Source organism: Burkholderia sp. BCC0397, from assembly GCF_902832865.1.
Lineage (GTDB): Bacteria > Pseudomonadota > Gammaproteobacteria > Burkholderiales > Burkholderiaceae > Burkholderia.
This window is the reverse complement of sequence record NZ_CADFDL010000005.1, coordinates 105392-128962: the sequence shown is the minus strand read 5'-3', so window position 1 is coordinate 128962 and position 23571 is coordinate 105392. Positions and strand designations below refer to the sequence as shown.

Annotated in this window: 27 protein-coding genes and 2 pseudogenes; 18 read left to right on the top strand and 11 right to left on the bottom strand. The window is 66.1% G+C overall.

From position 1 onward, the window contains the following. Positions 1-4: 4 nt before the first annotated feature. Complete coding sequence (gene atpC / locus HWX03_RS18085) at positions 5-463, top strand: ATP synthase F1 subunit epsilon (protein ID WP_175872096.1); 459 nt, start codon at positions 5-7, stop codon at positions 461-463. A gap of 22 nt (positions 464-485) precedes the next feature. On the opposite strand, the gene HWX03_RS18080 is transcribed toward atpC, so the two are convergent. Both HWX03_RS18080 and HWX03_RS18075 read right to left on the bottom strand, forming a co-directional pair. Beyond that, on the bottom strand, positions 486-704 hold the full coding sequence (locus tag HWX03_RS18080; protein WP_175872095.1) for a DUF1653 domain-containing protein: 219 nt from the start codon (positions 702-704) through the stop codon (positions 486-488). Positions 705-761: 57 nt separating this feature from the next. Then, positions 762-1205 carry a GNAT family N-acetyltransferase gene (locus HWX03_RS18075; protein ID WP_175872094.1) on the bottom strand — a complete coding sequence of 148 codons (444 nt, stop codon included), beginning with the start codon at positions 1203-1205 and terminating at the stop codon, positions 762-764. Positions 1206-1428: 223 nt separating this feature from the next. Between HWX03_RS18075 and HWX03_RS18070 the strand changes: the two genes are divergently transcribed. The 4 genes from HWX03_RS18070 to HWX03_RS18055 all read left to right on the top strand — a co-directional run bounded on the left by HWX03_RS18070 (position 1429) and on the right by HWX03_RS18055 (position 3728). Further along, on the top strand, positions 1429-1689 hold the full coding sequence (locus tag HWX03_RS18070; RefSeq protein WP_011547275.1) for a type II toxin-antitoxin system prevent-host-death family antitoxin: 261 nt from the start codon (positions 1429-1431) through the stop codon (positions 1687-1689). Next, a complete protein-coding gene (locus HWX03_RS18065) occupies positions 1686-1952 on the top strand; it encodes a Txe/YoeB family addiction module toxin (protein WP_174388362.1) in 267 nt (88 codons plus the stop codon). Before HWX03_RS18070 ends, HWX03_RS18065 begins: the two co-directional genes overlap by 4 nt. Positions 1953-2116: 164 nt before the next feature. Then, entirely contained in the window at positions 2117-2740 is a 624-nt protein-coding gene (locus HWX03_RS18060; RefSeq protein ID WP_175872093.1) for an HAD hydrolase-like protein, read from the top strand. Between the two features lie 409 nt (positions 2741-3149). Next, on the top strand, positions 3150-3728 hold the full coding sequence (locus tag HWX03_RS18055; protein ID WP_174432313.1) for a DUF4142 domain-containing protein: 579 nt from the start codon (positions 3150-3152) through the stop codon (positions 3726-3728). Between the two features lie 114 nt (positions 3729-3842). Here HWX03_RS18055 and HWX03_RS18050 read toward each other — a convergent pair whose 3' ends face one another. Further along, on the bottom strand, positions 3843-4442 hold the full coding sequence (locus HWX03_RS18050; RefSeq protein WP_175872092.1) for a GNAT family protein: 600 nt from the start codon (positions 4440-4442) through the stop codon (positions 3843-3845). A 59-nt stretch (positions 4443-4501) separates the two neighbouring features. After that, on the bottom strand, positions 4502-5416 hold the full coding sequence (locus tag HWX03_RS18045; protein ID WP_012493476.1) for a LysR family transcriptional regulator: 915 nt from the start codon (positions 5414-5416) through the stop codon (positions 4502-4504). An 87-nt stretch (positions 5417-5503) separates the two neighbouring features. Here HWX03_RS18045 and lysA point away from each other — a divergent pair, with 87 nt between their 5' ends. Both lysA and HWX03_RS37345 read left to right on the top strand, forming a co-directional pair. Further along, positions 5504-6778 carry a diaminopimelate decarboxylase gene (gene lysA, locus HWX03_RS18040; protein ID WP_279612231.1) on the top strand — a complete coding sequence of 425 codons (1275 nt, stop codon included), beginning with the start codon at positions 5504-5506 and terminating at the stop codon, positions 6776-6778. Between the two features lie 66 nt (positions 6779-6844). After that, positions 6845-6949 (top strand): annotated as a pseudogene (locus HWX03_RS37345) (ABC transporter permease); the annotation flags it as partial. 11 nt (positions 6950-6960) lie between these two features. Here the strand turns inward: HWX03_RS37345 and HWX03_RS18035 are convergent. After that, entirely contained in the window at positions 6961-7848 is an 888-nt protein-coding gene (locus HWX03_RS18035) for a DMT family transporter (RefSeq protein ID WP_175872090.1), read from the bottom strand. Positions 7849-7971: 123 nt separating this feature from the next. Between HWX03_RS18035 and HWX03_RS18030 the strand changes: the two genes are divergently transcribed. The 3 genes from HWX03_RS18030 (at position 7972) to HWX03_RS18020 (ending at position 10786) form a co-directional block, all read left to right on the top strand. Then, positions 7972-9447 (top strand): PLP-dependent aminotransferase family protein, encoded by a 1476-nt coding sequence (locus HWX03_RS18030; protein WP_175872089.1) that lies wholly within the window; start codon positions 7972-7974, stop codon positions 9445-9447. 161 nt (positions 9448-9608) lie between these two features. Then, the gene (locus HWX03_RS18025; RefSeq protein ID WP_175872088.1) at positions 9609-10313 is read left to right on the top strand and encodes a M35 family metallo-endopeptidase; all 705 of its coding nucleotides are present in this window, start codon (positions 9609-9611) and stop codon (positions 10311-10313) included. 86 nt (positions 10314-10399) lie between these two features. Beyond that, on the top strand, positions 10400-10786 hold the full coding sequence (locus HWX03_RS18020; RefSeq protein ID WP_175872087.1) for a hypothetical protein: 387 nt from the start codon (positions 10400-10402) through the stop codon (positions 10784-10786). 82 nt (positions 10787-10868) lie between these two features. Here the strand turns inward: HWX03_RS18020 and HWX03_RS18015 are convergent, their stop codons facing one another. Together HWX03_RS18015 and HWX03_RS18010 are read right to left on the bottom strand one after the other, a co-directional pair. Beyond that, on the bottom strand, positions 10869-12302 hold the full coding sequence (locus tag HWX03_RS18015) for a nicotinate phosphoribosyltransferase (protein WP_175872086.1): 1434 nt from the start codon (positions 12300-12302) through the stop codon (positions 10869-10871). 73 nt (positions 12303-12375) lie between these two features. After that, positions 12376-13416 carry a bifunctional nicotinamide-nucleotide adenylyltransferase/Nudix hydroxylase gene (locus HWX03_RS18010; RefSeq protein ID WP_175872085.1) on the bottom strand — a complete coding sequence of 347 codons (1041 nt, stop codon included), beginning with the start codon at positions 13414-13416 and terminating at the stop codon, positions 12376-12378. A 190-nt stretch (positions 13417-13606) separates the two neighbouring features. Between HWX03_RS18010 and HWX03_RS18005 the strand changes: the two genes are divergently transcribed. The 7 genes and pseudogenes from HWX03_RS18005 (at position 13607) to HWX03_RS17980 (ending at position 17806) form a co-directional block, all read left to right on the top strand. Then, positions 13607-14059, top strand: coding sequence for an SRPBCC family protein (locus HWX03_RS18005; protein WP_175872084.1), 453 nt, complete (start codon positions 13607-13609; stop codon positions 14057-14059). A gap of 148 nt (positions 14060-14207) precedes the next feature. Further along, the gene (locus HWX03_RS18000; protein ID WP_175872083.1) at positions 14208-15095 is read left to right on the top strand and encodes a DUF4261 domain-containing protein; all 888 of its coding nucleotides are present in this window, start codon (positions 14208-14210) and stop codon (positions 15093-15095) included. A gap of 40 nt (positions 15096-15135) precedes the next feature. Next, positions 15136-15321, top strand: a pseudogene (locus HWX03_RS37340) (hypothetical protein); the annotation flags it as partial. A 56-nt stretch (positions 15322-15377) separates the two neighbouring features. Then, positions 15378-16142: an N-acetylmuramoyl-L-alanine amidase gene (locus HWX03_RS17995; RefSeq protein WP_175872082.1), complete on the top strand. Its 765-nt coding sequence runs from the start codon at positions 15378-15380 to the stop codon at positions 16140-16142. Between the two features lie 55 nt (positions 16143-16197). Further along, positions 16198-16584: a lysozyme inhibitor LprI family protein gene (locus HWX03_RS17990; protein ID WP_175872081.1), complete on the top strand. Its 387-nt coding sequence runs from the start codon at positions 16198-16200 to the stop codon at positions 16582-16584. A 62-nt stretch (positions 16585-16646) separates the two neighbouring features. Next, on the top strand, positions 16647-17225 hold the full coding sequence (locus tag HWX03_RS17985) for a hypothetical protein (RefSeq protein ID WP_175872080.1): 579 nt from the start codon (positions 16647-16649) through the stop codon (positions 17223-17225). A 50-nt stretch (positions 17226-17275) separates the two neighbouring features. Then, positions 17276-17806, top strand: a complete 531-nt coding sequence (locus HWX03_RS17980) for a GNAT family N-acetyltransferase (protein WP_175872079.1) — start codon at positions 17276-17278, stop codon at positions 17804-17806. On the opposite strand, the gene HWX03_RS17975 is transcribed toward HWX03_RS17980, so the two are convergent. Next, positions 17795-18730 (bottom strand): LysR family transcriptional regulator, encoded by a 936-nt coding sequence (locus tag HWX03_RS17975; RefSeq protein ID WP_175872305.1) that lies wholly within the window; start codon positions 18728-18730, stop codon positions 17795-17797. The genes HWX03_RS17980 and HWX03_RS17975 overlap by 12 nt on opposite strands. 149 nt (positions 18731-18879) lie before the next feature. On the opposite strand from HWX03_RS17975, the gene HWX03_RS17970 reads away from it, so the two are divergent. Next, a complete protein-coding gene (locus HWX03_RS17970) occupies positions 18880-20058 on the top strand; it encodes an FAD-dependent oxidoreductase (protein ID WP_175872078.1) in 1179 nt (392 codons plus the stop codon). 23 nt (positions 20059-20081) lie between these two features. Here the strand turns inward: HWX03_RS17970 and HWX03_RS17965 are convergent, their stop codons facing one another. The 3 genes from HWX03_RS17965 to HWX03_RS17955 form a co-directional block, all read right to left on the bottom strand. After that, entirely contained in the window at positions 20082-21428 is a 1347-nt protein-coding gene (locus HWX03_RS17965; protein ID WP_175872077.1) for a glutamine synthetase family protein, read from the bottom strand. 153 nt (positions 21429-21581) lie between these two features. Then, positions 21582-22139, bottom strand: coding sequence for an XRE family transcriptional regulator (locus HWX03_RS17960; RefSeq protein WP_175872076.1), 558 nt, complete (start codon positions 22137-22139; stop codon positions 21582-21584). Positions 22140-22158: 19 nt separating this feature from the next. Then, positions 22159-23448: an FAD-binding oxidoreductase gene (locus tag HWX03_RS17955; RefSeq protein ID WP_175872075.1), complete on the bottom strand. Its 1290-nt coding sequence runs from the start codon at positions 23446-23448 to the stop codon at positions 22159-22161. Between the last annotated feature and the right edge of the window lie 123 nt (positions 23449-23571).

Here is a 23571-nt window from a genome sequence, read left to right as displayed (position 1 = left end):
GCGCATGAAGACGTCGATGAGGCTCGACATCGTGAGCGTGGAAGCGGTGCTGTATGCCGGCGACGCGCATTTCGTCGTCGTCCCGGGGGAAAGCGGAGAACTGGGGATCTACCCGCACCACGCGCCGCTGCTCACGCGGATCCGGCCGGGCGTCGTGATGCTCGTCGATGCGCCGACTGGCGAGCATCGCCGCCTCCTCGTCGCGGGCGGCGTGCTGGAGGTCAGCCGCGACGGCGTGACGCTGATCGCCGATCACGCACTGCGCACGCCCGAACTCGACGATCTGCGCGCACGCGAGGCGCGGCATGCGGCCGACGACTGGCGCCGGCGCTACGCGCACGAAAACCGGCGCGCGTTCGATTTCGCGTCGGCCCGCGCGGAATTGATGGATGAAATCCGGCGCTTCTTTGCGATGGCGCTGCGGCAACAGGGGCCGCACGACAAGCCGGGCGGCGTCGGTTAGGGCCTGTTCCGGTGCCGCCCGCTCAGTCGCGCAGCTTGCGAAAACGCGGCGTGCCGTCTTCGAGATTGCCGTTGAACATCGCTTCCGGCCGCACCCACAGGCCGCGCGCATGCGGCCACAGATGCTCGTATACGACCACCGATTCCTCGGTTTCGGAATGGCGGGCCACGCCGATGTAGCGGCAAAGGCCGCCCTTGTAGTGGCGGTGCGTCGCGAGTTGTTCGGCTTCCTGTTCGGTCATGGTGTGCTTCTCTTCGGCAAAAACGGAAAGCGCGTATTGTATGCGCTGCGCCGCGCGTCAGCGTTTCGTGTAGATGTCGGGGCGGCGGATCTCCATCAGCCGCTCGGGGTTCGCGGACGGGCCGAAGCCGACCGGCCGGTACAGCGCGTGTGCGTCGGTCGTGACGAGCATGATGCGGCGCAGGCGCTGCACCATCTCCTGCGCGAATATATGGTCGATCAGTGCGCGGCCGTAGCCGTGGCCGCGTTCGGCCGGCAGCACGAACACGTCGCACAGGTACGCGAACGTCGCGTGATCGGTGACGAGCCGCGCGAACCCGACGAGCCGGTCGCCGACATACGCGCCGAAGCACAGCGAGCCCTCGATCGCCCGCTCGACCACGTCGCGCGGAATGCCCTGCGACCAGTACGCGTCGCGATGCAGGAAGTCGAAGATCGCGTCGATGTCGAGTTCGCGCTTGTCGGTGGAAAATCTCAGCGTGGCGGGGATGGCTGCGGGCACGTCTGTTCTCCGGTTCGAGTGGCGGAAAGCGGAGCATCGACGATACCGCGCTGCTCAGTGCGGGACAAGAGCGCGGCCGGGCCGCCGCGGGAGAATAGACGCGCATCACCCTGCCGCATGGCGCCGTTCAACATGCACGGCGCCTCGAGACCTGTACAGCATTTTGTACATATATCTGGTCAGTGCTATACTTGTACTTTTACACGTACAAGTGAGGCATACCATGCGCACGATTCATTTTTCGGATGCCCGTGGCAATCTGAAGACCGTCATCGACCAGGTCGTCGACGATGCAGACGTGACGCTCATCACACGCCGCGATGCACCGAACGCCGTCATCATGTCGCAGGACTATTACGACAGCCTGATGGAGACGGTTCACCTGCTGCGCTCGCCGGCCAACGTCGCCCATCTCGAACGTTCGATCGCGCAACTGCGCAAGGGCAAAGCGAAAGAACACAAGCTCGCCGAGGATGATGAATGAGCGTACGTCGCGTGCTCTTTACTTCCGACGCATGGGACGACTATGTCTACTGGCAAGGGCAGGATCGCAAGACGCTCAAGCGCATCAACCAGCTCATTCGCGAAACCCAGCGAACGCCGTTCGAAGGCATCGGCAAGCCCGAGCCATTGAAGGCCAATCTCTCCGGCTTCTGGTCGCGCCGTATCGACGATACGAACCGTCTGGTCTACGAGGCTGACGACTTTCAGATCAGCATCGTGTCCTGCCGCTACCACTACGCGTAGTACCACGTACCGATGCGCGCCCAAGCCGCACTCACCGTCCCGGCCACCCGCCATCCCGTCGCGCGCCGCGTTCCGGCTCGCTGCCGCAGCACTCGCATCTGCCGCACTGCCCGCCTCGATTCGGTGACAATGTCGTCCACCCGATAAACCCGCCACGCTGCTTCATGACCTACCGCCTCGTCGCTTTCGACTTCGACGGCACGCTTGCCGATTCGCTCGACAGTTTTCTCGCCGCGCTGTCGGAGGCGTCACGCCTGCACGGCTTTCGCGACGCCACGCCCGAACTGCGCCCGGCGCTGCGCGGCATGTCGGCGCGCGACATCATTCGCGCGCTCGACGTGCCGATGTGGAAAGTGCCGCGCGTGACGATCGACATGCGTCGCCTGATGGGGCCGCGCGTGGCCCACGTGAAGCTGTTCCCCGGCGTCGACGAAACGTTCGACGCGCTCGCCGCGCGCGGCATCCGCATCGCGATCGCCACGTCGAATACCGAAGAGATCGTGCGTGACCGGCTCGGCCCGCGCGCCGGCGCGCGCGTCGACCATTTCGCATGCGGCATTCCGCTGTTCGGCAAGGCGCGCCGTCTGCGCGCGCTCGTGCGCGAGGCCGGTGTGCGCGCCGACGAAGTGCTGTACGTCGGCGACGAAATCCGCGACGCCGACGCGGCACGGCGTGCACGTATCGCGTTCCAGGGCGTCGCGTGGGGCTACACCGCGCCCGACGCGTTGCAGGCACATTGCGCGACGCCGTTGCTGCCGCGCCTCGATGCGCTGCTCGATCGCGTGTAACGCTTTCTTTCACGCACGCCACACACACGCAGCCCTCTCGCCCGACGCGCCGCCACGGCAGCGGCCACGACAACATCACGCCGATGAAATGCCGATGACACGTACGTGCATCTCATGCATTGCATGCGCCCCGCGCGCGCAAAAATTGCCGCTGCCGCATGCGCATCAGGTACGCACTACCTGCCTGCGCCTCTGCCCATCGATTCGTCTTACCAACCGTTACACAAGCCACAGCACGGTTGCACCTGCTACCCGACCGCTCTCCTAGAATCAGTCGGGCCGGGAAACACTTCGAACGCCGCCGCGGCAGAGCGGCCATCGAATCCGGCCCGGGCGCGCCCGGTCTCTCGCACAGCGACGGATCACACGATCCGTTTTTTAACCAGAGCCCCGATCGAGGAGGTCCCCCATGAACCGCTTTCCCCACATTTCGCGCCTTGCTTTGTCTGCCGCTGGCCTGCTTCTCGTCGCCGTGACGGCGACCGCGCAAACCGCACAACCGGCACCCGCCGCGTCCGCTGCGCCGGCCGCGACCGCGACGCGCATCCACGAAGCCGACCAAACCTTCATCACGGACGGCACGAAGACCGTGTCGACCCAGCACGACGCCGCGCGCATCGCCGATTCGCGCACGTCGGACAGCCAGGTCAAGGCGTTCGCGCAACGCGTGTCGACCGACGATGCAAAGATCATCCAGGCGATGCGCGCAGCGAGCCCGCGCGGCGTCGACGTGCCGGCCAACGACCCGGACACGACCGTGCTGAGCAGCATCAAGAGCCTGCGTGGCGCCGAGTTCGACAAGGCGTATATCGAACAGGTCGCGCTCGCCGGCCAGCAGAAGGCGATCTCGGCGTTCCAGGCCGAAATCGCATCGGGCCGCGACACCAAGCTGAAGGAAGTCGCACGCCAGGCGCTGCCGATCCTGCAAGCGCACTACGCGGACGCGCAGAAGCTCGCGCAGCGTCATCACCTCGCATCGGCGCAGTAAGGCGATGCAGCGCCGCGCATCGTGCGCGGCGCACCGTTTCCCCCGCCGTCGCGCTGCCGCCTCCCCTGCCGGCGGCGCGACGCACGTCGCGCATCAAGCGTCCCGCGTCACCCGTTACGTCGCCAGCTTCGCTTCGAGTCGCGCACGCACTTCCGGCCATTCGTCGTCGATGATGCTGAAGCGCACTGAATTGCGCTTGCGGCCGTCCGGCATGATCCGTTCGTGACGCACGATGCCCTCCTGTTTCGCACCGAGCCGCAGGATCGCCGCGCGCGATTTCTCGTTCAGCTCGTCCGTCGTGAACTGCACGCGCACGCATTGCAGCGTGTCGAACGCATAAGCCAGCAGCAACCACTTCGCTTCGGTATTCGCGCGCGTACGCTGCGCCGATTCGCCCAGCCACGTATGGCCGATCTCGAGCTTGCGATTCTTGCGGTCGATCTTCCAGAAGCGCGTACTGCCGATCACGCGGCCCGACGCGCGATCGACGATCACGAACGGCATCACGGTGCCGACCGCCCGCCCTTGCAACGCCGTGTCGATGTAGGCGTCGATCGTGTGCGCGCCCGGCACGACCGTGACTGTCAGGTTCCACAACTCGCCGTCGGCCGCGGCGTCCAGCAGCGCCTGCCGGTCGGATGCATCGAGCGGGCGCAGGACGACGCGTTCGCCGGTGAGGGTCGGTTGTTCGAGGGCAGACGATGCGTCGGTCATGACGGGATTCCGGAAAATGAGGACGATGGCGGCGAAACGTCGATCATACGGTGGCGCCGCTAGCCGAGGTGTGCGGCGAGCCGACGGCGGATCGCCTTCGCTTCGCCGCGCAGCGCATCCGCGAACGCATCGACGAGCAGGCTCTTCGGCCGGTGCTCGGGCACGATCACGCTGACCCGGTACGGAAACGAGCGCGTCAGCGGCCGCACGTGCAGGTCGCGGCCGACGAAATCGAGCGCCGTGAGCGGGTTGACGATCGCGGCCCCGAGCCCTTGCCGCACGAACGCGCACACCGACACGGCCGACGGCGTGTCGACCACCGAACGCGGCGCGACGCCGAGCTGCGCGAACGCCTCGTCGATCAGGATGCGGTACGGATCGTTCAGCGACAGGCTCACGAACGGACGGTCGGCGAGATCCAGCAGGTCGATCGCGTCCTGCGCGAGCAGCGGATGGCCATCTGGCAGCACGCACACCTCATCGACTTCGAGCAGCGGCGTGAGCACCGTGCCGGCCGGCGCGACATCGTGCTCGGTCAGCCCGAGGTCGTAACGTTGGGCAGTGAGCCACTCCTCGAGCACCGGCGATTCCTGCGTCGCGACCGACACGCTGACGCCCGCATGCGCGTCGTGAAAGCGCCGGCACGCACCGGGCAGGATCGCGTGCGAGAACGCCGGCAGCGCGATCACCGACAGTTGCCCGTCGCGAAACTCGCGCAGGCGCGCGGCCGTCGCCGCGACGCGTTCGAGCCCCACATACGCGAGCCGCACGTCGTCGAACAGCGTGAGCGCGGCCATCGTCGGGCGCAGCCGGCCGTGCGCGCGTTCGAACAGCGCAAAGCCGACGACCTGCTCCATCCGCGCCAGCTCGCGGCTGATGGTCGGCTGCGACGTGTACAGCATCTCGGCCGCACGCGTCGTGCTGCCGGTGACCATCAGCGCACGAAAAACCTCGATATGACGGTGCGTCAGCATGAACGTATATATCAAAAATGAATCGAGTATCGATAGATAGGCATTTTACTGTATAGCCGATCAGGCGCATCATCCGGCTATCCGTTCATTCAAACCGATTCATCCGCCATGTCCCTCGATTCCCGCCAGCTCGCGACGCTCGCGCAGCAATACGGCACCCCGCTGTGGGTGTACGACGCCGACGTCATCCGCGACCGCATCGCCCAACTGCGCCAGTTCGACGTGATTCGCTATGCGCAGAAGGCGAATTCGAACATCCATATCCTGAAGCTGATGCGCGAGGAAGGCGCGTGTGTCGACGCCGTGTCGCTCGGCGAGATCGAGCGCAGCCTCGCGGCGGGGTTCAGTCCGGCAGGCGATCCTGCGGCAGGCGAGCCGGAAGGCGTCGTGTTCACGGCCGACCTGATCGACCGCCCGACGCTCGCGGCGGTGCTGAAGCACGGCGTGACCGTGAACGCCGGTTCGCTCGACATGCTCGCGCGCATCGGCGAGCATGCGCCCGGCCACCGCGTGTGGCTGCGCGTCAACCCCGGTTTCGGCCACGGCCACAGCAACAAGACCAACACCGGCGGCCCGCAGAGCAAGCACGGCATCTGGATCGACGACATACCGCGCGCGATCGAGATCGTGCGCCAGTACGGGCTGAAGCTGGTCGGCATCCACATGCACATCGGTTCGGGCGTCGACTACGGCCACCTGTCACAGGTGTGCGATGCGATGGTCGATCTCGTCACGTCGCTCGGCCACGACATCGACGCGATCTCGGCCGGCGGCGGCCTGTCGATTCCGTATCGCGACGGCGAGCCGCGTGTCGACGTCGGTCACTACTTCAGCCAGTGGGACGCCGCGCGCAAGCGGATCGAACGGCATCTCGGCCACCCGGTGCGCATCGAGATCGAACCGGGCCGCTTTCTCGTCGCCGAAGCCGGCACGCTCGTCACCGAAGTGCAGGCCGTCAACCGTCGGCCGAAACACGATTTCGTGCTGATCGACGCGGGCTTCAACGACCTGATGCGCCCGTCGATGTACGGCAGCTATCACGCGGTGTCGGTGCACGCGCACGATGGCGCGCCGCCGGCCGGCCGGCCGCTCGTCGATCTCGCGATCGCCGGGCCGCTGTGCGAATCGGGCGACGTGTTCACGCAGGATGCAGGCGGCGTGGTCACGCACCGCAAGCTCGCGCAGCCGCAGATCGGCGACCTGCTGTTCCTGCACGACGCGGGCGCGTACGGTGCGTCGATGTCCTCGAACTACAACAGCCGGCCGCTCGCGCCGGAAGTGCTCGTCGATCGCGGCACGCCGCGGCTGATCCGCCGCCGGCAGACGATCGGCGAATTGCTCGCGCTGGAAACGTTCGAGTAACCCGCGCCCGGCGTGACGAACGCCAACGGCCAGGCTTGCCGCTACCGGCAGCCTGGCCGTTTTGCTTTGGGTCGCGGCGTCGGGCGCACGATCGCGATCATGCGCACCGGCAGCAACCGGCTTGCCGCAAGCCTCGCGCCCGGTTATGTCAGCCTGATGCGCGGCACGCCGCCGCGCCTGCGTCATCCCGCGCGCTGCACGGGCGCCATCTTCGAGAAGTACTTCGCGCCCGCCACGCAGCCAACCACCACGACCGTCACGACGACCATCGACGGCGGCACCGTCTCGTGCAGCAGCCCGGCCGCGAGCAGGAAGCCGAAGAACGGCTGCAGCAGCTGCAACTGGCCGACGCCCGCGATCCCGCCGAGCGCAAGCCCGCGATACCAGAACACGAAGCCGATCAACATGCTGAACAGCGACACGTACGCGAGCCCCCACAGCACGGCGGCATCGATGCCGTCGAACGACGCGGGCCAGGTCAGCCACGTGAGCGGCAGCATCAGCGGCAGCGACAGCACGAGCGCCCACGAGATCACCTGCCAGCCGCCGAGCTGGCGCGACAGCCGCGCGCCTTCCGCATAACCGAGCCCGCACGCGACAATCGCGGCCAGCATCAGCGCATCGCCGACCACCGACGCCTGCCCGCCGTTGCGCAGCGCAAACGCGGCCACCGCGCCGCTGCCGACGATCGAGAAGATCCAGAACGGCAGCCGCGGCCGCTCGCCGCCGCGCCACACGCCGAACAGCGCGGTCGCGAGCGGCAGCAGCCCGACGAACACGATCGCATGCGCCGACGTCACGTGCTTCAGCGCAAGCGCCGTCAGCAACGGGAAACCGACCACGACACCGAGCGCGACGATGGCCAGCGACACGGCCTCGGCACGCGATGGCCGCTTCTGCTTCAGCACGACGAGCAGCAGCAGGCCGAGCGCGCCGGCGATCGTCGCGCGGGCGAACGTGAGAAACAGCGGATCGAGCCCTTGCACCGCGACACGCGTCGCGGGCAGCGAGCCACTGAAGATGATCACGCCCAGCAGGCCGCTGAGCCATCCGTCGGTCGTCTTTTGCACGGTCAACCCTGAATGGAGGTAGATGACCGATGATCCGCCGCCGGCGAAAACGGCGTAAGCTACAGCCCAATACAATTCAGACAAACTGTACTGAACAACCAGCCGTACAGTTCATCGTCCATCATGAGCCCTTCCGCCCCGACTCCCGCTCCGCCCGCGCCGTCGCGCACGCGCGTGGAAACCGTCATGGATACCCTGCGCGCGCGGATCGCGAGCCGCGCGCTGATGCCCGGCGCGCGCGTGCCGTCGATCCGGATGATGGCCGACGCGCTCGGCGTGTCGAAATCGACGGTCGTCGATGCGTACGAGCGGCTCGCGAGCGAAGGCGTGCTCGCCGCACGGCGCGGTTCGGGCTTCTACGTGTCGGGCCACGCACCGCCGCTCGCGCTCGCCGAGCTGGGCCCGCGCCTCGATCGCGAGCTCGATCCGCTGTGGCTGTCGCGCCAGTCGCTCGAAGCGGCGCCCACGTCGATGAAGCCCGGCTGCGGATGGCTGCCGTCGTCGTGGCTGCCAGACGAGAGCCTGCGCCGCGCGCTGCGCGCCGTGTCGCGCGACGAATCCGATGCGCTGACCGACTATGCGACGCCGCTCGGCCTGCCCGCGCTGCGCCAGCAGCTTGCATGGCGGCTCGCGCAGCACGGCGTCCACGCGGAACCCGCGCAGATCATGCTGACCGACGGCGGCACGCACGCGCTCGACCTCGTGTGCCGCCTGCTGCTGGAACCCGGCGATACCGTCGTGCTCGACGATCCGTGCTACTTCAACTTCCAGGCGCTGCTGCGCGCGCACCGCGCACGGATCGTCAGCGTTCCGTTCACGCCGAACGGCCCCGATCTCGTGCGCTTCGAACAGGTGCTCGCCGAGTACCGGCCGCGCCTGTACATCACCAACGCCGCGCTGCACAACCCGACCGGCGCGACGCTCGCGCCGCCCGTCGCGCACCGGCTGCTGACGCTCGCGGCCGAGCACGGGCTGCTGATCGTCGAGGACGACATCTTCGCGGATTTCGAGAGCACGCCCGCGCCGCGCCTCGCGGCGTTCGACGGGCTGTCGCGCGTCGTGTCGATCGGCAGCTTCTCGAAGACGCTGTCGGCCGCGATCCGCTGCGGTTATGTCGCCGCGCGCCCGGAATGGATCGACGCGCTCGTCGACCTGAAGCTCGCGACGTCGTTCGGCAATGCGCAGATCGGCGCGAACGTCGTGCACCGGCTGCTGATCGACGGCACGTACCGGCGCCATCTCGACAGCCTGCGCGCGCGTCTCGCGGATGCGATGGGCGAAACGATCCGGCGCCTCGCGCGAGCCGGCCTCGGGATCTGGACGGAGCCGCGCGGCGGGTTGTTCGTGTGGGCGCAATTGCCGGACGGGCTCGACGCCGCGCGCGTCGCACGCCACGCGCTGGACCACGACGTGGTGCTCGCACCCGGCGACGTATTCAGCGCGTCGCGCAGCGCGACGTCGTACATGCGCTTCAACGTGTCGCGCTGCAAGGGGCCCGCTGTGTTCGATGCGCTTGCGCGGGCGATGGAGGCGGCGCGTGTGGTGGAGCGCGGCGGTGTGCCGGCGGATGCCGGCGGCCGTGTGCTGGCTGATGAATGATCGAGGCCGGCAAAATTCCTCTTGCCGAACAGATCCGCACTGCGCAATTTGCCTCGATCAAGATGCCGTGATTCACCCTTCTAAAATCGTACCTGTCTCATAGACGGGCATGCCTTCTTGAATCGATAGTCATCCCCTCCTTCCGGATAACTATCGAGTCCATGGGCATAACCTTCCATTCACCCGACACCACACGCCAAGAAGAAGACGAAGAGTGGATTTGCGTCGGGACCACCTGTACGAACACAATACCCGGCTCCACTCACACCATCGAACTCGACATGACGCAAATCTGCGAGAACATGTCGAACAAAACGTTCAGGCGGTTAATTGCACGTCTGCGCGACGCTGCAGTCGTCCTGATTCGCGAGCGGATGGAGAGGCTCGCCGCCTGGGACCACGAAGAACAAAGCCGCGTCCGGACCTGGTTCGGGCGATCTGACGAAACAGTCCGGCAACGTTTGAGCATTGGGTTACCCAAGCTTCTAGGCGTCATGCAGCAACTCGAACCCGAAAACGTCATCAGATGGGACGAGCAAACGCAGAGGAACATAACGTGCACCGTGTTTCCCGACAATGGAATCACGGATGCAGCAGTATGCAAACCTGACTCACACAAACGAATAATTGCGATTTACCCGCACTTCTGCACGCTTCCCGATGCTCGGCTTTCTACGAACTGCAAGCTGAAAGTTCTGATTCACGAGTGCACGCACTATATCGATACCTTCGATTCAAACGACGAAATCTATGGATTCGGCACCGGCCTGAAATACTGGGCTCAGACACACGCGGATGTGGCAATCGACAATGCAGACAGCCTCGCTTGCTATATTTCATTTTTCGACGACCGGACCCTGTGGTGATATCTCCCGCTCGCGTGATCAGCATGGCAATCTGTACATGCCTCTCATTCCCGATTCCGTCCGCTGCATGTACCGTTTCCGAAGACATGCTCGACAGCGTCCCGCTCAATTCCGATGCGATTCCCAACAAGGATCGCGTCAGAATCGCGGAGATGGTCATCCGTGCTCGCGAGTGGCCTGACGCCGAAATTCGAGGCATCGTCACGGCCGGCGCCTACATTGGCGAGACGAATCCGCAGGCACTCGCGCAGCAAAGATCGGTGCACTTGAAAGAGTATCTGGTTCAACTCGGCATCAGGAGCGAGAACATATGGTCGGACACCCACATGATTTCGAAACCGTATCCGAAAGACAGTGCTGGTTACGAAGGCTATCTTCAGATTGGCGTGACGCTGGTCCCCATTTGCAAGGACGGATGCCGGCATCTGTGCGGTGACCCGCGTATCACGCCGACATCCCGGGCGCTCCAGTGACGAGGTGGGCCGTTAGACGATATCTCCGTTGCAGCTTGCCAGCGCCAAAGTACCGGAAACGTGTCTCACGGCCTCGTCTGCGTCACACCTCCCCCGCGTGCGCCCTCGCCCGCACCTCGGCGAACGACGTATCGACGAGCAGACGCCCGGTGTCGAACACCGTCTCGAGCGCCTCGTCCCATTCGCCTTCCAGCGCACGATCGTCCCACGCAACCGGCAATGTCACCGTCCGATACTCGCCGGTGCGGCGATTGCGCAGCAGCGTGAGCCGCCCCCGCTTCGAGCGCTTGCCCTGATCGGTGACCGGATCCTTGCTGACGTCGTGCCACACGCCGCCGCGCCGGATCGCCGAACACTTCATCGCAAAGCGCTGCGTATCGCGGTTCACGCGCTGCAACAACGCACCACCCATGCCGAATACGACGTTGCCGGCCGCGTAGCCCGCGTCGTCGAGTGCGGCGAGGATTGCTTCGATCGACTGCTCGTCGACGCCGTCGCCCTGGATCACACGCACGCGGTTCAGCACGCGCCGCCCCTTGCCGTTCACGGTCGAACCGAACGACGCATCGAGCGCCCGCACGGTCTGCATCACGATCGTCACCGGGTCGCCGGAATCGGGACGCACGACGAGCGTCGCGCCCGAATCGATCACCGCCTGCCGAAGTTCGCCGCCCCACAGATCGAGCGCGGCAAACAGATCATAGGAGTCCGACACGACCGATACGATCGCACCCGGCAAACCGAAGCGGCTGATCATGTTGCGGTATGCATCGGCCTCGCCTTCGCGCCCCCACGACGTGATCGTGCTGTGCTCGGCCGCCGGCACCGAGTATGCGGCCATCGGCTCGCGATAGAAGCGGTTCGCGGCCAGCACGCCGAGCACCGTGTCCGAGCCCATGAAGCTCACGAGGTGCGCGGCGCCGCCGATCGCGGCCGATTCCGCGCTCGACACGCCGCGCGCGCCGAAGTCGTGCAGCTTGAACGGCAGTTGCGCGAGATCGTCGTCGGTCCTTTCGAGGAAGCGGCGAATCGTTTGCCGCAGGTGCCAGCTGCGGGTCGCTACCGTCACCGGATACCAGATGCGCAACAGCATCGTCTCGAGATACGACGCGAGCCAGAACACCTGCGGATCGTCGCATTCGACCGTCATCAGCACGTTGTGCACCGGCACGATCGAACCTTCCGGCACCGCGCGGATCTTCACCGGCAGGTAGCCGTCGTAGTGCTCGACGATATGGCGCCATCCTGCTTCGTTGAACGGCTCGCCGTGCACCGTGAAGAAATCGCACGCCTCGTCGATCATCGCGTGCGTGACCGGCTTGCGCAGATACTCCTTCAGCAGCATCTGCAGGCCGAAGAACAGCGTGCGGTCGTAACGGCCGCCGCGCGATTCGACGTACGAGAACATCGCCGAGGCGTCCGGCGGATATTGCAGGAAGTGGGAAGCCTTGTACGAATCCGTGTTGAGAATCGGATTGGCGAGAACCGCGGCAAAGCCGCCGGGATCGTTTTGCATGGCTAGAGCTCCTCTAGGCCGTTGAAGTGCCGCCGCGTCTGTCGCGGCGGACCGAATGCGGGGAATCAGCGCGTCACAGCTTCCCCAGGAAGTGATACGCGATGTCGAAGTGATCCTCGAACATCACGTTGCGCATCTGCGCGAATTCGTTGAGCGGCACCCAGCGCGCCTTGTCGGCGTCGTCGCTGCCCTTCACGCGCGGCAGCTCGCCGGTCGGGAAGTTGAACAGGCACGCATGCGTGATCGTGCGGCCGCGCAGCGAACGCGTCGGGTGATCGAACACCTGGCGATCCTTGATCGAGCCGCGCAGCACGGGCTCCGGCAGCTTGAGGCCGGTTTCCTCGCGCAATTCGCGAATGCACGCCGCATCGAGCCGCTCGTCCTGGTTCACGAACCCGCCCGGCAGCGCCCACAGGCCGCGGCCCGGTTCGCTGCGGCGGCGCACGAGCAGGATATGCCCGGAGTGCACGACCACCGCGTCGACCGTCACGAACGTGACGGGATACGGCGCGGCCGCCCAGGCCTTGCGATACGCAGCAATGAATTCGGCTTCCGATTTCAGTTGCGCGAATTCCGGCTGTGTGCGGAACCGCTCGAGCCAGCCGAACACGGGTTCCGGCACGGCCCACTGCACGAAGCTGTTGGTCCGTTCGGCGAAATACTGGTCGCGGATTTCGGTGGCGGAAATGTCTTCCGTCGCGTCGACGTCGACGAGCTCCCATTGCGGGAACATCCGCAGGTAATACGACGTGGCGTCCTTCTCGTGGCCGATCAGCCCGACCTTGCGCTGCGCGATATCGCCGAGCATGGACGCGACGACCTCCTGCACCCAGCGCACCCAGTCGCCGTCGTTGTAGGTCGAATCCTGCAGCGGGGCGATCGTCACGCGATCGCGCTCGGACACATCGAGCAGCGAAGCCAGCATCTGGCGGCGCTCGTCGAACGAAAACGGATCCTTGATGGTGCGGGGCTTGTCGGTCGACCCGATCAGCACGCACACGCGCTCGGCCCGGCTCAGTGCCGACTTCAGCACATTCAGGTGACCACGATGCGGAGGCTGGAAACGACCAATGAAAACGAGCGCGTCGAAGCGCCGGTTCTGTTGCGTACTCATGAGGCTCCCTCAAGAGATTGAAACGCTTCGGGTCTTTCCCGAAGGCATGGGATTAATCCTAGGGGAAATCCCGAGGTGCGTCAATCGAGCCTATTCGAGCACGCGCTCGACTTGACGAACTCTGACAAACACGTGTTATTGGCGCGGTACACTCGATCGCATCCCAATCCGCACCCTGGCGCCCGCCCTCATGAGGATCTCAGTCAGCCGGACCGTCGGCGTCGATCGCAGACGCCTGTTCACGTGGTCGCAGGACTACGGACGGCGGCTCGTGTGGGACAACTTCCTCATCGATGCGTATCTGCTCGACGAAACGACCGCCGATGTCGGCGTCGACGCGTTCTGCCGCAGCCAGTCGGGCGCGACGATGGTGTCGCGCTACATCTCGTACCGTCCGCCGCAGGTCGCCGCCGTCGAAATGGTCGAAGGACCGAAGGTGCTCGAACGCTTCAGCGGCAGCTGGAACTTCACCGAGCACACGCCCGGGTCGACCGAGGTGAAATTCACGTACCACTTCCGTGCACAGCCGTCGTGGCTGCGCTGGCTGCTCGAACCGCTGATCGGCGCGTTCTATCTCGTGCAGACGCGCCGGCGTCTCGATTCGTTCAAGCGCTGGGCCGAAGCCGAAGCGCTGCCGCGCTGACCGGCGCGCGCCGGCGGCCGCGCCATCGGATATTTGCCAGATTCGCCGAACCCGGGGAAACTACGGGCGGCCGCCATCCCGACGGCCAGGCCCTGACCGAGAGAACAGGGCTCCCTCCCTGTAACGGCATCGACACAAACAACATCCGATGAGCCTGATATCCCGATTCTTTGGCCGCAAGGAAGAGCCCGACCACCCCGTCGCACTGGTCGCCGCACCCGACGTCGAGCATCCGCTGAGCGTGGCGGTCGTCTTCGACGGTCCGCTGCAGGTCGATATCGCCGCGCTGACGGCCGCGCTGCGCGCGTATCACCCGAGCATGAAGCAGGCGCGCGTCGAAACCGAACCGACGCTGGAACAGGTATTCGGTCTCGCCGGCTGGGGCAACCACGTCGTCCGGCTGGTCGGCTTCGATTCGCCCTACCCGGCCGACGCGCTGGAAGCGTGCGTCGCGCCCGCTCACTACGGGCAAGACCTGAAGCAGCAGGTACGCGCGAACCGCAGCCACGTGATCCTGTACTACGCCGGGCATGAAGCGAATCCGCTCGACCAGTATGTCGCGCTGGCGGCCGTCGCCGGCGCGCTGGCGGAACAGAACGGCCTCGCGGTGCTGAACGAGCACGCGCATACGTCGCTGCCGGCCGGCGTGTTCGATGCGAAGGAACTCGGCGACGAAAGCCTCGAAGTGCTGCGGGATATCCCGCTGAACCTGTTTTTCTGCGGCTTCGTGAAATACGAAGTCGAAGGCGTCGACGGCGTATGGATGCGCACCTATGGCGCGGACGTGTTCGGCCTGCCCGATTTCGCCGCGCTCGCCGCCGGCCATCACGAAGGCGAACGCTACTCGGGCATCTTCAACAACGTGATGCATTACCTGCTGGACAGCGGCGCGCGCATGCATGCGGGCGAAACGATGCAGATCGGCGCGGAAACGTTCATGAAGCTGCGCGAACCGCTCGAGAGCGAGTACTACCTGCAAGGGCCCGCGCAAGTGCTGGTGGCTGAACTGATCTCGGCGGACGAAATCAATCGCTGACACGCAGGCCGATGCATAGCGCGCATCATCCGTTCAGTCCAATGCGCCGGGACTGCTCGCGCGGCGCGATGCCGACGGCCCGATGGCATTCGCGCATGCCGGCCTGTCCGGGTTGTCGCCGTTCGGGAAAGCGTCGTACTGGGGGCACGCTGGCCTGACGACCGTCGTTCGTCATTGCAGCGCCACCACCAGCCGCTATAATCGCGCGACATTCCGACTGCATTGAGCAGGCCGACGGTGGCGCGCCGTTCGACGCGCCGTACGCCCTTCTCGACAACAACAATGACGAACCGAACCCTTCGACGCCTTCGCCCGGTCGTGCGCGCCGCCGCGCGCGTGCTCGCGTGCGCCCCGCTGCTCGGCGCACCGCTGGCGCTGCACGCGGCCGACACCGCCGGCACTTCCGTTACCGAGCCCGCGACCGGGCGCTATATCGTCGTCGACACCGGCCATACGCCGGCGCATCCGGGCTCCACCGGTGCGAGCGGCCGCGTCGAATACCTGTACAACCTCGACCTGTCCGGCGCGGTCGCCGACAAACTCGCCGCGCATGGCGACCGCGTGCTGCGCACGTCGGCGGACGGCCGCGAGATCGCGCTCGATCAGCGCTCGACGCAAGCGCCCGACGCGAACCTGTTCGTGTCGATCCATCACGACTCGATGCAGCAGCAGTTCATCGACGCGGGCCGGCAGCGCGAATTCCGCGGCTTCTCGGTGTTCGTGTCGGCGCGCAATCCGCACTATGCGGAAAGCCTGCGCTGCGCGAAGGCGATCGCCGAGCGGCTGGTCGCGGCCGGCGAACGGCCGTCGCTGTATCACGCGCAGCCGATCCGCGGCGAGAACCGCCCGCTGATCGATCCGCAACTCGGCATCCACCGCTTCGACGATCTCGTCGTGCTGCGCACCGCGCCGGTTCCGGCCGTGCTCGTCGAAGCCGGCGTGATCGTCAATCCGGACGAAGAAGCGCGGCTCGCGCGGCGCGAGACGATCCAGCGCCTGTCCGCCGCGATCGCGGGCGGCATCGACGCGTGTACGACGCCCGAATAAACGACGGTATTGTCCGTCGAGTTCAACGGTTTTCACCCAGTCAGGAGCATCACCTATGAAGAAGAATCTGCTCGCATCCTGCGCATTGCTCGCGCTTGCCGTTCCGTTCGCCGCGCATGCGGCCGGCTGCGGGAAGCCGCGCAGCGCGTTCGACCAGGTGTATTGCACGAGCACGCAGTTCTCGCAGTCCGACCGCGATCTCAACGACGAATACGGCCGGCTGCGCAAGCAACTGAGCGGCGACCAGCAGGCGACGCTGAAGGCCGGCCAGCTCGCGTGGCTGAAACAACGCGACGCGCAGTGCAGCGAGACGCGCGGCAGCAGCTACCTCGTCGATATCCAGTGCGCGAACGACATGACGCAATCGCGGCTGTCGTTCCTGCGCGAGCGTGAGCGCGAATGCTCGAGCACCGGGTGCGTGGCGTCGAAGCTCGGCGAGTAAGATCGTCGGGCGTGGCGTACCACGACGCATGTCGCGGCACGCCACCTTCGAAAGGAACGACGATGCGGCATGTATTCTCCGAAGTCCTCAACGACCTGATCGACTGTTTCCTCGTCGGCGATCTTCTGCTGCTGAAGCGCTACAAGGAAACACATCGACTGTCGGACGACGTAGCAACCGAGTTCACGATCGGCGACAGCGGCGACAACGCCGTGCTCGAAGGTGTCGTCATTCCGCTGGCCGGTATCGAGAACCATCCGTATACGGTCATCTTCACGCTGGACGACGACACGCCCGAATTGCTCAAGGCCGGAAGCCGCCTGCAGCATCGGCGCGGCGGATACGTGCTGCGCGTCGAGCATCGTTCGGTAATGCTTTACACGTGGCGTATTCTCGAGCGCTTCACCGATGAATCGGTGAACGCGCTGCTTGCGCGTTATCGCGAACCGGGCAGGCCCGTGATCGACATCGACAACGGCTGGTACGACGTCGAAGTCCTCGGTGGCGAATTGCCACGCAACGGCTGGTTCGAGCCCGCGTTCGAGTTCGTACTGAAGAGAACCGACGCGCCGGGCGACGCGTCGCAAGTGGATCTCGGCTACCGTTTCGCAATCGACGGCAGCCTGGACCCGGCGGAATGAATCCTCCGCGTGGCAACGCGGCAAACGGCACACGATCTGGCGAGGTACGCATGGCACCGAACACGACGACGATCGACATCCGCGCGGCCACCTCCGCCGATGCACCGGCCATCGCCGACATCCACGTCGCGTCGTGGCAAGCCACCTACACGGACATCATGCCGGCGCCGTTCCTCGCCGGTCTGTCGGTCGAGAAGCGCACGGCCGCCTGGCGCCAGGCACTTGACGCAGGACGACCGCGCGTCGCGCTCGCGTTCACGAACCACGCACCGACCGGCTGGATCGCGTACGGCCCGACGCGCGACACCGACAAGGATCGTGCGTGGGGCGAAATCGAAGCGATCTATCTGCATCCGTCGCATTGCGGGCAAGGCATCGGCGCGCGGCTGGTCGACCATGCATGCCGAGCGCTGCATGACGCGGGCCATGCTTGGGTGTCGCTGTGGGTACTGGTCAAAAACCGTCGCGCAAGAGCGTTCTACGAACGTGAAGGTTTCGTCGCCGAACACGACATCAAGACATTCGAGATCGACGGTACGCCGATCGAAGAAGTGCGCTACTTGCGCGCCCTACCGAAGTGATCGCGATGGCGGCATCGCCGCCTCCATCGCCAGCCGTTCCTGCATCAGCTGGAGCAACTCGCGAATCTTCGCGTTGACCGAATTCCGGCTCGCGTAAGCGGCATGCAGTTCCAGCGGCGCCGGCGCCCTCTCCAGCGGCACGCGCACCAGCCGCCCTTCGGCAAGCTCGACCGCACACGCACGCTCGACGAGAATCGCGAAGCCGATCCCGTTCACCGCGGCCAAGCCGGCCATCTCGCCACTATTGACGCGATACCGGCTCGCCACCGGAATCTTGTGAATCCACCCGTCGCGGTCGGCGAACTGCCACGGCTGCCCTTTCAGCGTGCTCAACGTCGTGATGCACGGCAACTGCCTGAGCTGCTCCGTCCGTGTGGGCATCCCGACCCGCGCGACGAGCGACGGCGCGGCCACGACGACGCTCGGCAAACTCACGAGCGGCCTGACGACGAACGCGCTGTCGTCCAGCTTCCCGCGATTGACGATGATCGACAGGTCGATATCGTCGCGCAGCGTCGACACGCCCGCGAGGCTGGTATCGCAGTCGATCTCGACATGCGGATGGCGGCTCGCGAACTCCGCGACGATCGGCCCGAGCATACGCGGCCCGATTTCGCCCGGTACGCAAAGCTTCAGCACGCCGCGCAATTCCGTCTGCTGCGACGTCAGCTCGCATTCGGCCTGCGTCAACGCATCGAGCATCGGCCGCGCACGTTCGTGCAGCAAACGCCCGGCCTCCGTCATCCGCAGGTGCCGCGTGCTGCGCTCGAGCAGGCGCACACCGAGCCTCGACTCCAGTTGCGCCACATGGCGGCTCACGTTGGAACCCGGCAGCGCGAGCACGCGCGCCGCGCCGGCAAAGCTGCCTTCGTCGACGACCGACACGAATACGCGCACCGCATTCAGATCCAGCTTGCTACGCATCATTATCCCGTTTCAGATATCAAAGCCTGCCGATTTTCATGGCTTATCCCGCCAGAGACCATAATTTACGATGCTCATCCCGTCAATGCGACGCCGACGCACGAACCCGCGGCCAGGCGAGCGTTCGCACGACACAGGCAAGGAGCATCATGAACATTGCAATCCTGGGCGCAGGCGTGGCCGGCATGAGCACCGCACTCGCGCTCGCCGGACGCGGCCACGAGATCCGGCTGTACGAACGCAGGCCGTCGGAATCGACGATGGGCGCGGGCGTGGTGCTGTGGCCGAATGCCGGCTTCGTCCTCGCGCAGCTTGGCCTGCTGCCGGACATCGTCGAGGCCGGCGGCTACCTGCACGCAATGCGACGCATCGACCGGCACGGCACCCTGCTCAAGGTCACCGAGATCCGCGCGCTCGACCGCCGCATGGGCTTCCCGACGGTGTCGATCCTGCGGCGCGACCTGCAGGCCGTGCTGGCACGGCACCTCGCCACGCGCGGCATCGATGTCCACTTCGGCCATGGCGCAACGACCATCGACGCCGGGGCGGATGGCCGCGCCGTCGTTCGCTTCGACAACGGCACGACGATCGCCCCCGACCTCGTGATCGGCGCGGACGGCCGCATGAACTCCGTTGCGCGACGCCATGTGGTCGGCGACGACACACCGGTCTATCAGGGCTTCGTCAACTGGATCGGCATCGCGCAAGGCGATGCGCCGCTGGTCGACGAAGTGTCGATATTCGATTACTGGGGCCGGCGCGAACGCTTCGGCATCGTCGCGCTGGACCGGCATCGTATGTACTGGGCGGCGGCATGGCCGGAAGCGAACCTGGCCGATGCGGCGGAAGACGATCCACGCGCGATGCTGGAGCGGCGCTTCGCGTCGTGGCCGGCGCCCATCGCGAACGTGATCCGTGCGACGCCAGCGGACACGATCGCGAAGATCCGCGTGCACGATCTCGATCCGGTCGACGTATGGCACCGCGGCAATGTTCTGCTGATCGGCGACGCCGCGCACGCGCCGCTCCCGACCTCCGGACAAGGCGCATGCCAGGCGCTCGAGGATGCGTGGCATCTTGCCCGGTGTCTCGACGAATACGATTCAGGCAACGGCAGCGATCTCGATGCAGCGCTCGCGTCGTTCACGCTACGGCGCAGCGGGAAAACCGCGGCGATCACCGAGCGTGCGCGTGAATTCGCGCACCTGTTATTCGGCGACGACGTGAGCGACAGTGCCCGACAACAGATCGATCCGGTCGCGGAAATCGAAGCGCTGACGAGCGCGTGGAGCGCGCATCTGCCGATGGAGCAGGCGCGCGGCCGATAAGCGGTGCGGACGGCGGCAGGCAATCACAGAAACCACCGATACTCCCGCGCGCCAATCTCGTTGCGGAAATCCAGCTCCTCCTGCCGCTTGTTCTCGCAATACACCATCACGAACTCGCTGCCGAGCCCTTCGCGCACGGCCGGATGATCCTGCATCGCGGCGACCGCCGACAGCATCTCCTTCGGAAAATCGATGCCGCTGCCGCGATCGTCGTTGAGCGGCGCGATCGGCTCGAGCCGCGCATCGAGCCCGTGCTCCATCCCGCTCAGGATCGCCGCAAGCACCAGGTACGGGTTCGCATCCGCGCTCGCGAGCCGGTGCTCGATCCGCAGGTTGCGTGCATCCGACTCCGGAATCCGGATGCATGCGTCGCGATCCTCGAAGCCCCAGCTCGCGCGGCTCGCCGCGTTCACCATCGATCCGTAGCGGCGGAACGCATTGTGATTCGGCGCGAACACGGGCATGCAATGCGGCAGCAGCGCGAGGCAGCCGGCCACCGCATGCCTCAACGGCCGCTGTTCGTCCGCCGCAAGCAGGTTGCGGCCCGCGTCGTCATACAGGCTCACGTGCACGTGCATCCCGCTGCCCGGCGCATGCAGGTACGGCTTGCCCATGAAGCTCGCGCGATAGCCATGCCGCAACGCGACGCCGCGCGTGCTGCGGCAGAACAGCGCCGACCAGTCGGCCGCGCGCAGCCCGTCGTCGGTATGACCGAAATTGATCTCGAACTGGCCAGGCCCGAGCTCGGCGGTTATCACCGTCGCATCGACACCCTGTTCACACGCGGCGTCGACCATCTCGTGCAGCACGTCGGCGAAGCGCGACAGGCGCTCGATATGCATGTTCGGCTGATCGTCGCGGTCGTCGCTCAGGCGGTCGCGCGGATACTGCGGCATGCCTTCCGCGAGCTGCGCGGCGAACAGGTAGAACTCGAGCTCGAAGGCGACGACCGGCCGGATGCCGCGCGCCGCGAATCGCCGCAGCACGCGCGCGAGCACCTCGCGCGGCTCGAATTCGATCGGGGAATCGGTGCCGTCGGAGCTGATCAGCATCTGCGCGAGCGGCTGCCGCTCCCAGCGCACGGGCTTCAGCGTGCCGGGAATCAGGCGGCGCGGCGCATCGGGATCGCCGTCATTGAAGCAGTAATCGCCGATCTTGTAGAGGCCGCCCTGCGTGCCGAGCAACACGCAGTTCTGCGGCAGCTTCAGCAGCGCGCCCGATGCGACTTTTTCCAGCGCGTCGATCGGATAGCGCTTACCGTAGAAATGCCCGGGCAGGTCGAGGCAGATCAGGTCGACATAACGGATCTCGGGGTGCGCCTGCCGGAATGCGCGGACTTCACTGACCAGCGCGGGAACGACGTCAGCCATGTCTCCTCCTCTCCATGTCTTGTATGGCGGCGCCGCAACGCGGCGAACCGGATTCATGCGGTATCCAGCGCAACGCACGCCGCATGTCGATCAGTACTGCAAACAGGCTGCGTGGCGCGACGGCCTGCAACACCGCCTGCCCCGCCTGAAAACTCAGGTGAATACCCAGATCACGCGCGTCGGCGCGTCGGTCAGGTTCGCGTAGCGGAAGCGCTTGTGCGCGGGAAGTTGGAACGCATCGTTCGGGCCGAGCGTGACCGGCGTGTCGTCGCCGTCGATCCAGATCGTCAGTTCTCCTTCGAGCACGAAACCGCCCTGCTCGTCGCTGTCGTCGACCGGCCGCTCGCCGCTGCTCGCGCCCGGATCGAGATGGCTTTCGAGGATCGAGAAGCGCGAACGCATGTTCGGCGACAAGAGGATGTCGGTAATGCCGGCCGCGTAATACACGGTGCGGCGTTCGTCGGGCCGCGTGACCCACGGCACGCTGCGCGGCTTGCTCAGGCTGTAGAAATACGTGGTCGGCACACCGAGCGCCTCGCCGATCGCGGTGAGATCCGCGACCGTCGGGCGCGACAGCCCGCGCTCGACCTGCGACAGAAAGCCGACCGAGCGGCCGATCCGTTCGGCGAGATCGTTCAACGTGACCTTGCGATGCTTGCGCAGGTCGCGGATCAGGATCGCCAGGCTTTCTATCTCTTCCTGTTCATTCATGATGGATTCCGAAGTGACGTCAAACGGTATCGCGCAGCCGGTACCAGGCCTTGCCGATCGCTTCGAGCGGCGCGGCCAGCCGGTCGCCGCCGGGAAAGCGCGGGTTGCGGATGCGCTGGTACTGCGCGAGCAGGTGTGCGTCGCCAAGCACGGCGTCGGCCACAGCGCGCGCGCCGGCGAGCGTCGGCAGCACGCCGTGCCCCGAAAAGCCCTGCAGCCAGAAGCGCTGCCCGCGGCGGCCGATGTCCGGCGTGCGGCGCATGCTGATGTCGATGTGACCGCCCCACGCGTAGTCGAGCGGCACGCCGGCCAGGTGCGGAAACACGCGTTCGAGGTGCGGGCGCGTCGCCGCCGCGATATCGGCCGGGATGCCGCCGAGATAGGTGCAGCCGCCGCCGAACAGCAGCCGGTTGTCGGGGCTCAGGCGGAAATAGTCGGGCACGAACTGGTTGTCGATCACGCAGCTGTTGCGCGGCAGCAGCGCACGCGCGACGTCGGGCGCGAGCGGCGCGGTTGCGACCTGGTACGTGCCGACCGGCAGCAGCCGGCGCGCAAGGTCGCGATCGAGCCGGTCGACGTACGCATTGCAGGCCAGCACCAGCACGTCCGCGCGCACTTCGCCGCGCGCCGTGCGGGCGACGTGGCCGCCCGCCGTCTCGCGACAGTCGAGCACGCGGCTCTGTTCGAAGATGCGGCCGCCCGCGCGCTCGATCGTCTGCGCGAGGCCGAGCGCGAGCTTCAGCGGGTTAAGGTGGCCGGCCTCCGGATCGTGGAGCGCCGCGAGATAGCGCGTGCCGCCGATCCATTCGGGCATCTCGTCACGCCCGATCACGCGCAGCCGGTCGTAGCCCCACCGCTCGGCCGCCTCGTCGCGCGCCTGCGCCAGCATCGCGACGCGCCGCGGCCGCACCGCGGCCCACAGGCTGCCGGGCCGGTAGTCGATGTCGAAACCGTGCCGCGCCGGCAGTTCGCGCACCTCGGCCGCTGCCCAGCGCATGCTGTCCCACAGCAGCCGCGCGCCGTCGCGGCCGAGCGCATCCTCGAGCGGCTGCATGTCGCACGACCAGCCGAGCAGCGCCTGTCCGCCGTTGCGGCCCGACGCGGCCCACGCGACGCGGCTCGCTTCGAGCATGACGACGCGCTTGCCGGCGAGCGCGAGCCGCAGCGCCGTATGCAGCCCGCTGAAGCCCGCGCCGACGACCAGCACGTCGGCGTCGACGCGTTCGTCCAGCGCCGGCCGATGCGGGATCGGCGCCGGGTAGGTGCCGGCGTAGTAGCTTGCGACGTGACGGTCGGACTGCACGAACATGCGGGCTCCCGTGAAAATTTCTCAGAGAAATTTCATGAAAAACTAGCACGACAATTTCATGGAGGCAAGGCCGGGCTGTCGAGATGCATCCAACTTGGAATTTTTTTCGTCCAAGTTGAAACC